Origin of the sequence: Curtobacterium sp. MCJR17_043 (assembly GCF_003224315.2) — a bacterium.
GTDB lineage: Bacteria > Actinomycetota > Actinomycetes > Actinomycetales > Microbacteriaceae > Curtobacterium.
In genome coordinates, this window is the sequence record NZ_CP126259.1 from 1,068,147 (window position 1) to 1,081,383 (window position 13,237).

Here is a 13,237-nt window from a genome sequence, read left to right on the forward strand (position 1 = left end):
GGGTCGCTCATGGCCCAGCGGATCGTGAACACCTCGTCGGAGCGGTACGCGGGCGTCGTGCTGTCGGCGACCGCGCTCCGGTTGCCCGGGTTCATGAACGGCGGGGACCTCAACCGGCGGCACGCGGCGTCCGGTCCGACGAAGCACGAGTGGCTCACCCGGGACCGGGCGGTCATCGACGCCGTCGGGGTCGACCCGCTCGCGGTCGAGGCCGACGTGCTCGGGTTGTTCGGGCTGCCGGACACCCTCCGGCTGCTCGGGGTCCCGCGCCGGGCGATCCCGCACGACCTGCCGATGCTGCTGCAGGTCGGCTCCGAGGACTCGCTCGGCGGGCCCCGGTCCGTCGAGCTGCTCGCGCGGGCGTACCGGCGGCGTGGTCAGCTCTCCGACGTCACGGTGCGCGTGTACGAGGGGGGCGCGGCACGAGGTCTACAACGAGACGAACCGTGACGAGGTGGTCGCGGACCTCGTCGCGTGGCTCGACCGGGCAGTCGACCGCAGCTGACCGGCGAGGCCGACGCCTCGGTCGGAGGACGCCGTGTCAGCTGGCGGTGCCGCCGTGCTCCGTGGACACGGCCGCGTCCACATCCGCCGACCGTGCCGCCACGCGTGCGAGGAACCGGCGCACCGACCCGTGGAACAGGTCCGGGTCCCGGTTCATCTCCGAGCCGTGCGGACAGGACGCGACCTCCACCAGGGTCGCCGCCGGTCCCGCCGCCGCGACGAAGCGCCGCGAGGCGTCGATCGGCACGTCCCGGTCGCCGACGCTGTGGATCACGAGCAGCGGGACCCCGACCGGCGGCCGCGGTCGCATCCGTCCGAGGGGGGATCGGCGTCCGCATGCCGGCGAGCCGGGAGAGTCCCGGCAGCGTGAGCGCACCGGCGCCGAGCACGCCGAGGAACCCCGGGAAGCCGGCCTTCACCGCGCCCCACCGGAGCGCGGTGAACCAGTCGAGGGCCGGACACACCAGGACCATCGCGTCCACGCGGTCCCGGAGTGCGGAGTCGCTCGCCGCGTGCATCGCGATCGTCGCCCCCATCGACCACCCGACGAGGACGAGCCGCTCCGCACCGTGGTCGACGGCGTACCGCATCGCGGCGTCGAGGTCGTGCCACTCGTCGGAGCCGAACGTCGCCGGCAGTCCACGGTCGTCCTCGACATCGCCGCGGTACCCGATCACGAGCGAGGTCATGCCGGCGTCGAGGGTGTCGGGGACGCCACGGAGGACGGCGGTCCGGCTGGAGTGGATGCCGTGCACGTGGATCGCCCACGTCGTCGCCCCGGGAACGGGGAAGAGCCAGGCCGGTCGGTCCGAGCCGTCCGCCGTGATCGTGACCTGGGCGGAGTCGGGCGACACGGCTGTCGGCTCGTCGAGGAGGTACCCCGTCCAGAGCAGCTCGTCACCCGGGGCCGGCAGCGTCGCGGGGGGCGTCGAGCACCGCGCGGCACACCCGCTCGCCGTCGTCGGTGCGGACGTCACCGAGCAGGACGCTGTGCTCGTCGTCCCCGAAGTACACCCGGTACACGCCCGGGCACCGGGTCTGCTCGTCGGCCGGCACGGTGACGCCCGCGGGACCCACGTCGAGGACGGTCACGGTCCGCTTCGGACGCGGATGGACGGCCTTGCGGGCGACCACGACACCCGCTGCGGTCGATGCCGCGAGCCCCACGGCGGCCGCTCCCGCCACAGCACGGACCACGACGCCGGTCATGCCCATGCGCGGACCCCGCCGCCACGTCCAACGCCCGGTCCGACGTCGCCCGGTTCGATGTGGTGCGGTCCGACGTCGTGCGGTCCGACGTCGTGCGGTCCTGTGCCGTGCTGTCCGGCGCTGCCCTGGCTGCCGCTGCCTTGGCTGCCGCTGTCCTGTCTGACCACACGACGACCCTATTCGGGAACCAGCGACCGACCCGCGACCTGTGGATGAACACACCCACCGACGGAGAAGACCCCGGCCTGTTGGGGGGGGAACAGACCGGGGCCGGACCACTCGACCCATTGGGGGGGAACGGATCGAGTGGCGACGCCCGAGGCTCGAGGGGGGGGGGGGTCGCACCCCAGGCGTGGTGACGACGCTACGCCCGCACACGCACAGCGGCAACTCGGTTCGTTTTCAGGTGATCGGGTCGCACTGCGGGCGACGGACGCCGTTCCCGGCCGCCGGACGGGAGGCCCGCTGCGGGGCCGCCACGGGCCTCCCGGAATAGGGTGGCGACATGCACGGTGAGTACAAGGTCCCCGGAGGCAAGCTCGTCGTCGTCGACCTGGAGGTCGTCGACGGCAAGATCGACCAGTTCCGCCTGGCCGGTGACTTCTTCCTGGAACCGGACGACGCGCTCCCGCTCATCGACCAGGCGGTGGACGGGCTCCGTGCCGACACCGACGCGGCCGGCATCGCCGCCGCGGTCCGCCACGCGCTGCCGGAGGACGCCGTCCTGCTCGGCTTCACGCCCGAGTCCGTCGGGGTCGCGGTACGGCGGGCGCTCTCGCGCGCCTCCTCGTGGCGGGACTACGAGTGGCAGGTCGTCCACGAGGGGCCGATCAGCCCGAACGAGCACCTCGCGCTCGACCAGGTCCTCACCGAGGAGGTCGGGGCCGGACGCCGCGGGCCGACGCTGCGCATCTGGGAGTGGGACCAGCCCGCGGTCGTCATCGGGTCCTTCCAATCGCTCAAGAACGAGGTCGACCCGGCCGGCGCTGAGAAGTACGGCGTGCAGGTCGTGCGGCGGATCTCGGGCGGCGGTGCGATGTTCATGGACGCGGGCGCGATCATCTCGTACTCGCTGTACGTCCCGACCGACCTCGTGCAGGGCATGACGTTCGCCGACTCCTACGCGTACCTGGACGAGTGGGTGATCGAGGCGCTGAAGTCCCTGGGCATCGAGGCGTACTACCAGCCGCTCAACGACATCACCTCGACCAAGGGGAAGATCGGCGGGGCCGCACAGAAGCGCCTCGGCACCGGGTCGCTCCTCCACCACGCCACCATGAGCTACGACATGGACGGCGAGAAGATGGTGGAGGTCCTCCGCATCGGCCGCGAGAAGATGAGCGACAAGGGGACGACGAGCGCTGCGAAGCGGGTCGACCCGCTGCGCTCGCAAACCGGTCTGACCCGCGCGGAGATCATCGACCGGCTCATCGGCACGTTCACGAAGCTCTACGGCGCGACCGAGGGGCACGTCACCAACGCCGAGCGGCAGCGGGCGCAGGAGCTCGTCGAGACGAAGTTCTCGACGCGGGAGTGGCTCGAGCGCGTGCCCTGAGCGCCGACTCCCGGGGTCCGGCCGTCGCCGTCGGTGCGGATCGCGAGGATCAGCCGCGCGGCGGATGTCCTCCGTCGATCGGCCACGTAGCGTCACTCCCGTGAACTGGTTGATCTTCCTGGGGGGCGGTGGCCGTCGCGGCCGTCGTGATGTGGATCGCCGACCGTCTGGGCTGGATCGACCTGTCGAACAAGGCCACGCGCGGGGGGCGGATCCGGCGGTGCGGTCGGGATGCTGGACGAGGTGTTCGCCCCGACGCGGCACGAGACGCAGACCGAGTACGAACGGCAGGCGCGGTTGCCGCGGGAGGCGCCGACGCCGTCCCGTCACGACCACGACCTGCTGAGCGGGTCGGTGCTCATCCGGGTGCCCGCCGTCGGGGCACACTCGGCTGGTGCGCACCGGGCCGGTACGCACGACCGCCAGTACTGACGGGAACGCGTCAGCGAGCCGTGAGCTCCTGGTAGTCCGGGTGCCGCTCGACCCAGGCCGCGACGTAGCTGCACTGGGCGACGACACGTCGGTCGGAGTTCGCGCGGACGTCGTCGAGTGCGTTCTGGACGAGCATCGACGCGTGGCCGCCGCCGCGGTGTTCGGGGTCGACCTCGGTGTGCACGAAGCGGATCTCGTCGCCGTCGACCTCGTAGGCCGCCAGCCCGATCACCTCGCCGTCCTCGACGAGGGAGTACTGGTTCTTGTCGGTGTCGTTGCGCACGTCGAGACTCATCGTCCGGACGTTACCCCGGTCGGCCCGGAGTCGGCACGGAGTCGTCCCGGTGCGGGCGCGGAACGTGACGAGGGCGGGTCCGCGCGGCGGTGTCCCGTCGCTCGGACCCGCCCTCGTCCGGGGCTACTCGGCGCAGCTACTCGGCGCTGTGGCGACCGTGCGGGTGGTCGTCGTGGCCCGACGGTGTCGCCGGAGCCGTGCCGGCAGCGTGGGCGCCGTGCTGCGTCCGGATCGCGCCGGTCAGCGTCGGAGGCTCGTCCACCGGGGTCGACGCCGCGTGCGCTCCGTGCGTCGTCGCCGCCGGCAGGACGTCGGGGGGAGGTGGGCACGACCGCCGTCGAGCCGGTGTCGGGGGGAGACGAGCGAACCCGACCCCGCGGCGGCCTGCTGTGCGTCGACGGTCAGGCGGTCGTCGTCGGCGCTCTTCCGTGCGGCGTCGGCCTGCTCCTGCAGGGCCGAGGTCTTCCGGAGCGGCGGCACGCGGAAGAACCACGTGAGGACGAACGCCACGAGGACGACGGCCAGACCCACCCAGTAGACGGTCACGGCGGAGTCGCTGAACCCGACCAGGAACGGACGGCTCAGTCGCGGGTCGGCGCCGTTGAGGAAGGACGTGTCGTTGGTGGACGACGTGGTCGACGACGTCCCGCCCTTCCCGTCGCGGAGCTGGTCGACGAGCTCCGGCGCCACCGCGTCGACGACGTCACGACGCTGGTCGGCGTCGGAGTAGTCGACCTGCAGCGTGCCGTCGACGACCTCGGCGTTCGCCTTCGCGGCGGCGGCCCGCAGTGCCTGCTGCTCGGCGGCACCCTTCGCGTCGTCGACCTGCTGGGCGATGACCGTGTCGGCGGCCGCGGCGGGGACCCGTCCGGCGGCGACCTGCTGCTGGACGGCCGCGGTGACCCGCTCCGTGACGGCCTGGTCCGCCGCGCGCTTGGCCTGTACGGCGCCCTGGTCGAGACCGTCCTGCACGTTCCGCTTGACCGGCGTGACGATCGGGTCCCAGATCTGGTCCATCACGCCCGCGTTCTGCTCGGCGTTCGCCACGGCCGGGTTGAGCGCCGCGTTCAGGGCGCTCTTGAGGTCGGACTCGTTCTGGAGCGCCCCGGAGATGTTGGTCGGCATCAGGCTGAACAGCACCGAGAGCAGCACGGCGGTGCCCATCGTGCCGCCGATCTGTCGGAAGAACGTCGCGGCGCTGGTGGCGACACCGATGTCCCGCGGACTCACCGAGTTCTGCGCCGCGAGGGTCAGCGTCTGCATGAGCTGTCCGAGCCCGAGGCCGATGAGGAACATCCCGGTCATGAGGAACCACAGCGGGCGGTCCGCGGTCAGGAACGTCAGGACCGTGTAGCCGACGGCGGTGAAGGCCGTGCCGGTGACCGGGAAGATGCGGTACTTGCCGGTGCGCGAGACGATCTGTCCCGATGCGATCGAGGAGATCATCAGGCCGAGGACCATGGGCAGCATCGCGAAGCCGGACTCGGTCGGGGTGACCCCCCTTGACGATCTGCAGGTACAGCGGGATGGTCAGCATCGCGCCGAACATGCCGAAGCCGATGAGCACGGACAGGACGGCTGCCATCGAGAACACGTGCGAGCCGAAGAGCTTCAGCGGCAGGATCGCGTCGTCGCCCATCGCACGCTCGACGATGACGAACGCGATGAGCCCGAGTGCGCCGATGCCGTAGCAGGCGAAGGCGCCGGGGGGAGTCCCAGCCCCAGTCGCGGCCCTGTTCGGCGATGAGCAGCAGCGGCACGAGGGTGACGATGACGAGGCTGGCACCCCACCAGTCGATGCGCGGCTTCCGGCGCTCGCCGAAGTTGGGCAGGTGCAGGAACGTCAAGACCATGAACAGCGCGATGACGCCGATCGGGACGTTGATGAGGAACACCCACCGCCAGCCGTCGACGAACAGCAGGTCGTCGGCGCCGGCGAAGACACCGCCGACCAGTGGCCCGATGACGGAGGAGATGCCGAACACGGCGAGGAAGTAGCCCTGGTACTTGGCGCGCTCACGCGGCGCGAGCATGTCGCCCATGATCGCCAGCGGCAGCGACATCAGGCCACCGGCGCCGAGGCCCTGCAGCGCACGGAAGCCGGCGAGCATGAGCATGGACGTCGAGAACGAGGCCGCGAGCGAGCCGATGATGAAGATGCCGATGGCCGTGATGAACAGCGGTCGCCGACCGAACAGGTCGGAGAGCTTGCCGTAGATCGGCGTCGTGATCGTCGAGGCGATCAGGTACCCGGTCGTCACCCACGCCTGCTGGTCGAGCCCGTGCAGGTCGTCGCCGATGGTGCGGATGGCCGTGCCGACGATCGTCTGGTCGAGGGCGCCGAGGAACATGCCGGCCATGAGGCCGTAGATCACCAGGAGGATCTGGCGGTGGTTCATCACGGCGTTCGACGCCGTGGTGGGGGCCGCGGGTGCGGTCGCGGTCTGTGTCATGTGCGGGACTCCCGAGGACTTTGCGCTGCGTGCAAAGTTACAACCGCCGCACGCACGGCGTGCTCCGGCGGGGCGTTCCTGTGGGGATCGGCAGCCGTCCACAGCCCGACGTGCGGCTGGACTGGAGGCCCGCATCGCGCGGTCGCCGAGGACCCGCACCAGGGGCCCGGCGCGCACGGCAGGGGTCAGCCGTGCACGGAACGACGGCCGGTGTCAGGCCCCCCAGCGCGGCGTCGACGATCTCCTTGGCCTCGCGCTGCACCTGCTCGAGGTGTTCCTGCCCGACGAAGCTCTCGGCGTAGATCTTGTAGACGTCCTCGGTGCCCGACGGGCGGGCGGCGAACCACGCCTTGTCGGTGACGACCTTCACGCCGCCGACGGCCGCGTCGTTGCCCGGTGCCTTCGACAGCTTGGCGGTGATCGGGTCGCCGGCCAGGGTCTCGGCCTGGATGGCGTCGCCGTCGAGCTTGCCGAGGCGCGCCTTCTGCTCCTTCGAGGCGGCGGCGTCGACCCGCTGGTAGACCGGGGCGCCGAACCGTTCGGTCAGCTCGGCGTACAGCTGCGACGGCGTCTTGCCCGTCACGGCGACGATCTCGGACGCCAGGAGCGCCAGGATGATGCCGTCCTTGTCCGTCGTCCACGCGGTGCCGTCCTTGCGGAGGAACGAGGCCCCGGCGGACTCCTCACCGCCGAAGGCCACCGAGCCGTCGATCAGGCCGGGGACGAACCACTTGAACCCGACCGGGACCTCCCACAGGCGACGGCCGAGGGACTCCGCGACGCGGTCGATGATGCTCGACGACACCAGGGTCTTGCCGATGGCCGCGTCCTCGCGCCACTGCGGGCGGTGCGCGTACAGGTACTCGATCGCGACGGCGAGGTAGTGGTTCGGGTTCATCAGCCCGCCGTCCGGCGTGACGATGCCGTGCCGGTCGGAGTCGGCGTCGTTGCCGGTCAGGACGTCGAAGTCGTCCTTCCGCGCGACCACGGACGCCATGGCGGAGGGGCTCGACGGGTCCATCCGGATCTTCCCGTCCCAGTCGAGCGTCATGAACGACCAGGTCGGGTCGACGTCCGGGTTCACGACGGTGAGGTCGAGTCCGTAGTGGTCGCGGATGAGGTTCCAGTACGGCAGCGACGCGCCACCGAGCGGGTCGGCACCGATCTTCACCCCGGCGCGCTTGATCGCGTCGATGTCGATGATGTTCTCGAGGTCCGCGACGTAGTTGTGCAGGAAGTCGTAGCCGTCGTGGGTGGCGTGCTCGGCGCGCTGCACCTCGGCGTTGCCGCCGGCGATGATCGCGTTCGCCCGGTCCGCGATCCACGTCGTCGCGTCGCTGTCGGCCGGGCCGCCGTGCGGCGGGTTGTACTTGAAGCCGCCGTCACGCGGCGGGTTGTGGCTCGGCGTGATGACGATGCCGTCGGCGGTGTCGTCGTGGCCGGCCGTGTTGTAGGCGATGATCGCGTGGCTCAGCGCGGGTGTCGGCACGTAGCCGTTGTCGGCGTCGGCGAGGACGTGCACGCCGTTCGCGGCGAGGACCTCGAGCGCGGTCCGCTCGGCCGGGCCGGAGAGCGCGTGCGTGTCACGGCCGATGAAGAGCGGGCCGTCGATGCCCTGCGCGGTGCGGTACTCGACGATCGCCTGCGTGATGGCGGCGATGTGCGTGTCGTTGAACGCTGTGTCGAGCGACGAGCCCCGGTGGCCGGAGGTGCCGAAGACGACCTTCTGCTCGGGGTTCGTGACGTCCGGGACCCGGTCGTAGTACGCGGCGATGAGGGCGTCGAGGTCGACGAGGTCGTCTGCGGTCGCTGGGGTGCCGGCACGGTCGTTCATGTGCCCATCCTGGCATCCGACGGGTGGACGCGTTCAGGGTCACCGCTGGACGAGCAGGACGGCCGCCTGCCGGACGAGGAGCGAGCGGCCGCCTTCCCGGACGAAGGGGGGGCGTCAGGGAGTGCGACCGCTCGCGGTCTGGGGGGAGTGGTGCGGGTCAGGCGGTGCGGAACGACCCCGTGGCCGTCCGGACCGAGCCGGTGACGGTGCGGGTGCTCGCGGTGACCGTGCTCGGTCGACGGGACCGCGTGTCCACGAAGCGGCCGAGGCGGCCCACGGCGACGCCGGTGTAGCTCCCGATCGTGTCGGTCCGGGCGTCCGCGGACGAGGTGTACGTGCCGTGCTCGTCGCGCTGCCGGAGCCCGCTCACGAAGGTCCCGCCGAGGGGGGAAGGTGTTCATGGTGGTCTCCTCGCTGTCGTGCCGAGGTGTCACGTCCGTCGAGTCGACGTCCGCGACGCCGTCGACTGCTGCGACCACTCTACGTCCTTCTCTTGCATGATGCAAAAGAAGGACGGCTCAGGCGACGAGCTCGCAGAAGTGCCGACCGCCGTCCGTCCAACTCTGACGGGCGGTGAGCCCCGCGGCGGCGGCGTGTGCACGGAGTGCTGGCAGGCCGACCTCGGCCCACGGGAAGGCCGAGCTGGCGTGGCCGTCCGCGTCCGTCACCGTGGCCGTGTAGGTGCGGTCGGCGTCGGCGTCGCGGTTCGTCTCGACCACCACGCGGCCGCCCGTCCGGACGATCTGCGCGGCGCGGGACAGGAGCGCGACCGGGTCGCCGCCGATGCCGATGTTCCCGTCGATGATGAGCGCGGTGTCCCACCGGCCCTCGTCCGGCACCGGGTCGAAGACCGATCCCTGGACCGCGCGACCGCCGGAGCGCTGGGCGATCGCCACGGCCTCGGCCGAGACGTCCACGCCGAGCGCGGGCAGACCCATCCGGAGCGCGGCGACGAGCATCCGGCCCGGTCCGCACCCGAGGTCGATCACGGGGCCGTCGGCACCCTCGAGGAGCGACACGTCGACCCGGTCCGCGGCGGCACTCCAGCGGCCGACGTCCATCGTGACGACCTCGCCGGGGCGGGCGGGGTCCGTCAGACGCAGTCGACCGTCGGACCGCAGGGCGCGGGCGTAGGGCTCGTCGCCGCCGGCCCCGAAGGCCTGGACGGTGCTGGTCGTGTCGGTCATCGGACACCTCCGGAGGTGGTCGTGGACTCCGCGGCCAGGGCCGCGGCGAACCGCGTTGCGGGCGCGAGAGCCGCGACGCGCTCGGCGTCGGGCAGCGTGTCGACGTCGAGCAGCTCGGCCAGGAGGCCCGGCTCGAGTCCGGCGGTCCGCAGGCGTGCGAGCTGCACGGCCCCGGTGTCGTCCTGCGACATCGGCACGCCGCGCAGCAGGTCGCCGGTCGGCTCGCGCAAGTACAGCGACCAGAACCCGCCGTCCTCCGCCGGACCGAACCACGCGTCCCGCTCGGGACCGGCGAACACCGGGGCGAGCGCGTCGGCGGACACCTGCGGGGTGTCCATGCCGACCAACAGGAGCGGCTCGTCCACGGTGTCGAACAGGAACCCGAGGCGCTCGTCGAGCCCGCCACCGGGCTGGTGGACGACGTCGAAGCCCTCGGCACCCTCGGGCAGGACGTCGCCGTCGAAGAACAGGACCCGGCGGGCGGCGGGGAGCGCGGAGACCGTCGCGAGGGTGTCGGCGAGGCTCGCGGCGGCGACCCGTGCGGCGCCCTCGGGGGGAGAGTGCCGGGGTCAGGCGCGTCTTGACCTTGCCCGGCAGGCACTCCTTCGCGACGACCGCGACCGTGATGCCCACGGGCCCGTCGGTGCCGGGTCCGCCCGTGGTGCGCGCGGCCGTCACGAGCGGGCCTCGGCGGCGACGCGCTGGCGGACCGACACGGGCGCGGCGGAGCGGGTCCGGGCCTCCCGGCGGTACGCACGGAGCAGGCGGGACATGTCCTTGACGGCGTTGACCGTCCCGCGGAGCGTCCCGGTGACCTTGCTGTCGCCGATGCGCTGCGCGTACCCGATGTCCGACTCGTCGACGCGCCACCCGGCGGCGTGGGCGGCGAGGACCATCTCGAGCGGGTAGCCGCTGCGGCGGTCGCGGAGGTCGAGGGCGACGAGGTCCTCGCGGTGCATCACGCGCATCGGGCCGAGGTCGTGCAGTCGGTAGCCGGTCGCACGTCGCATGAGGACGGCGAGCACGCGGTTCGCGAAGCGTGCGTGCGGGGCCCAGGCGCCGCGGCTCGTCGGGACACGGCGGCCGAGGGCGAGGTCGACCCGACCGTCCGCGACCCGCTGCACGAGGGCGGGGAGCTCGGCGGGGTCCATCGACGCGTCGGCGTCGCAGAAGGCGACGTAGTCGGCGGTCGCTGCTGCCACACCGGCGGCGCAGGCGGAGCCGAACCCGCGGACCGGTTCCGTCACGACGAGGGCGCCGTGCGCGCGGGCGACGTCCGCCGAGCCGTCGGTCGAACCGTTGTCGACGACGATCGCCCGGTAGCCCTCGGGGAGCCGACCGATCACCTGCGGCAGGGCGTCCGCCTCGTCGAGGCAGGGGAGGATCACGTCGACGCTCATGGAGACCATTCGGTGCCCTCCGTCGGATCGACTGGTCGAGCTGTCGTCCTCGGGGTGCGGTCCGGCGTCGGGGTCGGCGGCGGGGTGTTGCGTCATGCACACGAGCAAACACGATCCCGGCTGTCGGGGGGACAGTGAACGCGTCCCCGACGGCCGTTCTGCGCACCGTCCGCGGTGTGCCGATGCGCGGCGGACCGCGCTGTGGTGCGACCGCGCCCACCCGGAGGGGGTGGGAGCCGGGAGGCCCGTGGCGGGGCCGCCACGCGCCTCCCGGCCCTGTTCGGGGGGACAGGACGGCGCCGCAGCGCGGGAGCCCGGACCTAGCGCACGGCCGCCCGGAGCGGCGCGGTCGCGAACTCCCGCATGCCGCGGGTGAAGTCGACCTGCGCGCGCCAGCCGAGCTCGTCCGCGATCCGCGAGGACGACGCCGTCACGTGCCGCACGTCACCCAGGCGGTACTCACCGGTCACGACCGGTTGCGGACCGTCCGGACCGGCGATCGCGGCGGCCATCTCGCCGATGGTGTGCACCGTGCCCGAACCGACGTTGAAGGCGCGGAACGACTCGGACGGCGCGGAGCCGGTCGCGTCGATCGCGGCGAGGTTCGCTCCCGCGACGTCGTCGACGTGCACGAAGTCGCGGCGCTGTGCCCCGTCCTCGAAGACGCGCGGCGCCTCGCCCCGCGCCAGCGCCGAGCGGAACAGGGACGCGACCCCGGCGTACGGCGTGTTCGCCGGCATGCCCGGGCCGTAGACGTTGTGGTAACGGAGGGCGACGGCGCGGCCGCCCGTGGCGCGGGACCACGACGAGGCGAGCTGCTCCTGCGCGACCTTCGTCTGGGCGTACACGTTCCGCGGGTCCAGTGCGGCGGACTCGTCGATCAGCCCGGGTCGGAGCGGCCGACCATCGGGGCCGATCGGGTCGAAGCGGCCGGCGTCCAGGTCCTCGCGGCGGCGGGCCGGCGGGCGCATCGGGTCGCCGTCGGCGGTGCTGTACGCACCCTCACCGTAGACGACCATCGAACTCGCGACCACGAGCCGGTCGATGTCGAGACGGTCCATCGCGGCGAGCACGTGCGCGGTGCCGGCGTCGTTGCTCGAGACGTAGTCGGGCGCGTCCTGGAAGTCGACACCGAGGCCGACCTTCGCCGCCTGGTGGCAGACGACGTCGACGTCCTGCAGCGCGGCGTCGAGGGCGGCACGGTCACGGACGTCGCCGTGCACGAGCTCGATCCCCGCGGTCCGGTGCGCGGTGACGACGGCCTCCGGGTCGCCGTGCACGTCGGTGCGGAGGGAGTCGAGGACGCGGACCTCGTGTCCCGCCGCCAGGGCCTGCCGGACGATCGCGGAGCCGATGAACCCGGCGCCGCCGGTCACGAGCAGCCGGGTCACGGGCGGAGGTCCATCACGCGGGCGCTGGCGCTCGCCGGGACGAGTTCGCGCGGCGTGTAGTCCTCGGGGACCGCGGCGACGATCGAGCCGATGGCGCGGACGATGACCTCGTTCGCGCGGGCCAGACGGTCCATGACGGCCTGGTGCGTGACCGGCGCCTCGGTGTTGGTCGTGGCGTCGGTGCTCGTCGTCTCGTCGGTCACCGGGGCCAGGCCCGCGTCGGCGTCGGTCACGAACGACAGGTTCACCGTGCCGATGCCGAGCTCCGCGGCCAGCGGGACCTCGGGCGTCATCGTCATGTTGATCGTGTGGCCGCCGGCCTCGCGCATCCAGACGGACTCGGCGCGGCTCGAGAACCGCGGGCCCTGGATGACGACGCACGTGCCGGTCGGGCGGAAGGGCACGTCGAGCGCCGCGACGGCGTCGATCGCCGCGCGCCGGAGCACCGGGTCGAAGGGGTCGGCGAAGGAGAGGTGCTGGACCTCGTCCTCGAAGTAGGTGTCGGCCCGGCCCCAGGTCCGGTCGATGAGCTGGTCCGTCACGACGAAGGTCCCGGGGGCGTAGTCCGGGTGCAGGCCGCCGACGGCGCTCGAGGACACGACGGCGCGGACGCCCAGGGAGCGCAGTGCCCACAGGTTCGCGCGGTGCTCGATGCGGTGGGGCGCGACGGAGTGGGCCCGGCCGTGGCGGGTGAGGAAGGCGACCCGGCGGCCGGACATCGTGCCGATGCTGATCGGGCTGGAGGTCGGGCCGAACGGCGTCGGGACGTCGACCTCGTCCGCGGTGCCGGGTTCGAACAGTTCGTACAGGCCCGAGCCGCCGATCACGCCGATCGTCGTCGTCTTCTCGTTCTCCACAGGTCCTCCGGTCGTCCTCGGCGCTGGTCGGCGCCGTCGTTACGCTACAGATGCGGGCCAGGAGCGGCCCGCGTGTGGTGCCGTCGTCCTGTCGGCGCCACGTCACGACCATTCGGAGGC

General features: G+C 72.4%; 15 protein-coding genes. 3 read left to right on the forward strand and 12 right to left on the reverse strand.

Annotated features, from left to right (window positions below):
* Positions 1-9: 9 nt before the first annotated feature.
* Positions 10-450, forward strand: a complete 441-nt coding sequence (locus DEJ15_RS17930; protein ID WP_349814817.1) for an alpha/beta fold hydrolase domain-containing protein — start codon at positions 10-12, stop codon at positions 448-450.
* On the opposite strand, the gene DEJ15_RS17935 is transcribed toward DEJ15_RS17930, so the two are convergent.
* Both DEJ15_RS17935 and DEJ15_RS05645 read right to left on the reverse strand, forming a co-directional pair.
* Positions 378-1,358: an alpha/beta hydrolase family protein gene (locus DEJ15_RS17935; RefSeq protein WP_349814818.1), complete on the reverse strand. Its 981-nt coding sequence runs from the start codon at positions 1,356-1,358 to the stop codon at positions 378-380. The two genes, DEJ15_RS17930 and DEJ15_RS17935, sit on opposite strands and share 73 nt — an antisense overlap.
* Before the next feature lie 43 nt (positions 1,359-1,401).
* A complete protein-coding gene (locus DEJ15_RS05645) occupies positions 1,402-1,713 on the reverse strand; it encodes a DUF8805 domain-containing protein (RefSeq protein WP_284175857.1) in 312 nt (103 codons plus the stop codon).
* A gap of 505 nt (positions 1,714-2,218) precedes the next feature.
* Here DEJ15_RS05645 and lplAB point away from each other — a divergent pair.
* Positions 2,219-3,268: a lipoate-protein ligase LplAB gene (lplAB, locus tag DEJ15_RS05650; RefSeq protein ID WP_110823542.1), complete on the forward strand. Its 1,050-nt coding sequence runs from the start codon at positions 2,219-2,221 to the stop codon at positions 3,266-3,268.
* A 243-nt stretch (positions 3,269-3,511) separates the two neighbouring features.
* Entirely contained in the window at positions 3,512-3,700 is a 189-nt protein-coding gene (locus DEJ15_RS05655; protein WP_284175859.1) for a hypothetical protein, read from the forward strand.
* Between the two features lie 10 nt (positions 3,701-3,710).
* Here the strand turns inward: DEJ15_RS05655 and DEJ15_RS05660 are convergent, their stop codons facing one another.
* From DEJ15_RS05660 to DEJ15_RS05700, 10 genes are all read right to left on the reverse strand, one after another.
* Complete coding sequence (locus tag DEJ15_RS05660; protein ID WP_110823544.1) at positions 3,711-3,995, reverse strand: GNAT family N-acetyltransferase; 285 nt, start codon at positions 3,993-3,995, stop codon at positions 3,711-3,713.
* Positions 3,996-4,235: 240 nt separating this feature from the next.
* On the reverse strand, positions 4,236-5,465 hold the full coding sequence (locus tag DEJ15_RS17940; RefSeq protein ID WP_349814819.1) for an MFS transporter: 1,230 nt from the start codon (positions 5,463-5,465) through the stop codon (positions 4,236-4,238).
* Complete coding sequence (locus tag DEJ15_RS17945; RefSeq protein WP_349814820.1) at positions 5,441-6,448, reverse strand: MFS transporter; 1,008 nt, start codon at positions 6,446-6,448, stop codon at positions 5,441-5,443. The genes DEJ15_RS17940 and DEJ15_RS17945 overlap by 25 nt, the downstream gene beginning before the upstream one ends.
* Positions 6,449-6,485: 37 nt before the next feature.
* On the reverse strand, positions 6,486-8,282 hold the full coding sequence (gene pgm / locus DEJ15_RS05670) for a phosphoglucomutase (alpha-D-glucose-1,6-bisphosphate-dependent) (protein WP_284175861.1): 1,797 nt from the start codon (positions 8,280-8,282) through the stop codon (positions 6,486-6,488).
* A gap of 157 nt (positions 8,283-8,439) precedes the next feature.
* Positions 8,440-8,652 carry a hypothetical protein gene (locus DEJ15_RS05675; protein ID WP_284175862.1) on the reverse strand — a complete coding sequence of 71 codons (213 nt, stop codon included), beginning with the start codon at positions 8,650-8,652 and terminating at the stop codon, positions 8,440-8,442.
* Between the two features lie 148 nt (positions 8,653-8,800).
* Positions 8,801-9,469, reverse strand: a complete 669-nt coding sequence (locus DEJ15_RS05680; protein ID WP_110823547.1) for a class I SAM-dependent methyltransferase — start codon at positions 9,467-9,469, stop codon at positions 8,801-8,803.
* On the reverse strand, positions 9,466-9,939 hold the full coding sequence (locus tag DEJ15_RS05685) for a TIGR04282 family arsenosugar biosynthesis glycosyltransferase (RefSeq protein ID WP_284176299.1): 474 nt from the start codon (positions 9,937-9,939) through the stop codon (positions 9,466-9,468). The genes DEJ15_RS05680 and DEJ15_RS05685 overlap by 4 nt, the downstream gene beginning before the upstream one ends.
* 204 nt (positions 9,940-10,143) lie before the next feature.
* A complete protein-coding gene (locus DEJ15_RS05690; RefSeq protein ID WP_110823548.1) occupies positions 10,144-10,878 on the reverse strand; it encodes a glycosyltransferase family 2 protein in 735 nt (244 codons plus the stop codon).
* 311 nt (positions 10,879-11,189) lie between these two features.
* Positions 11,190-12,260, reverse strand: a complete 1,071-nt coding sequence (locus DEJ15_RS05695) for an NAD-dependent epimerase/dehydratase family protein (protein ID WP_110823549.1) — start codon at positions 12,258-12,260, stop codon at positions 11,190-11,192.
* Positions 12,257-13,117 carry an MTAP family purine nucleoside phosphorylase gene (locus DEJ15_RS05700; protein WP_110823550.1) on the reverse strand — a complete coding sequence of 287 codons (861 nt, stop codon included), beginning with the start codon at positions 13,115-13,117 and terminating at the stop codon, positions 12,257-12,259. Before DEJ15_RS05700 ends, DEJ15_RS05695 begins: the two co-directional genes overlap by 4 nt.
* Positions 13,118-13,237: the final 120 nt, after the last annotated feature.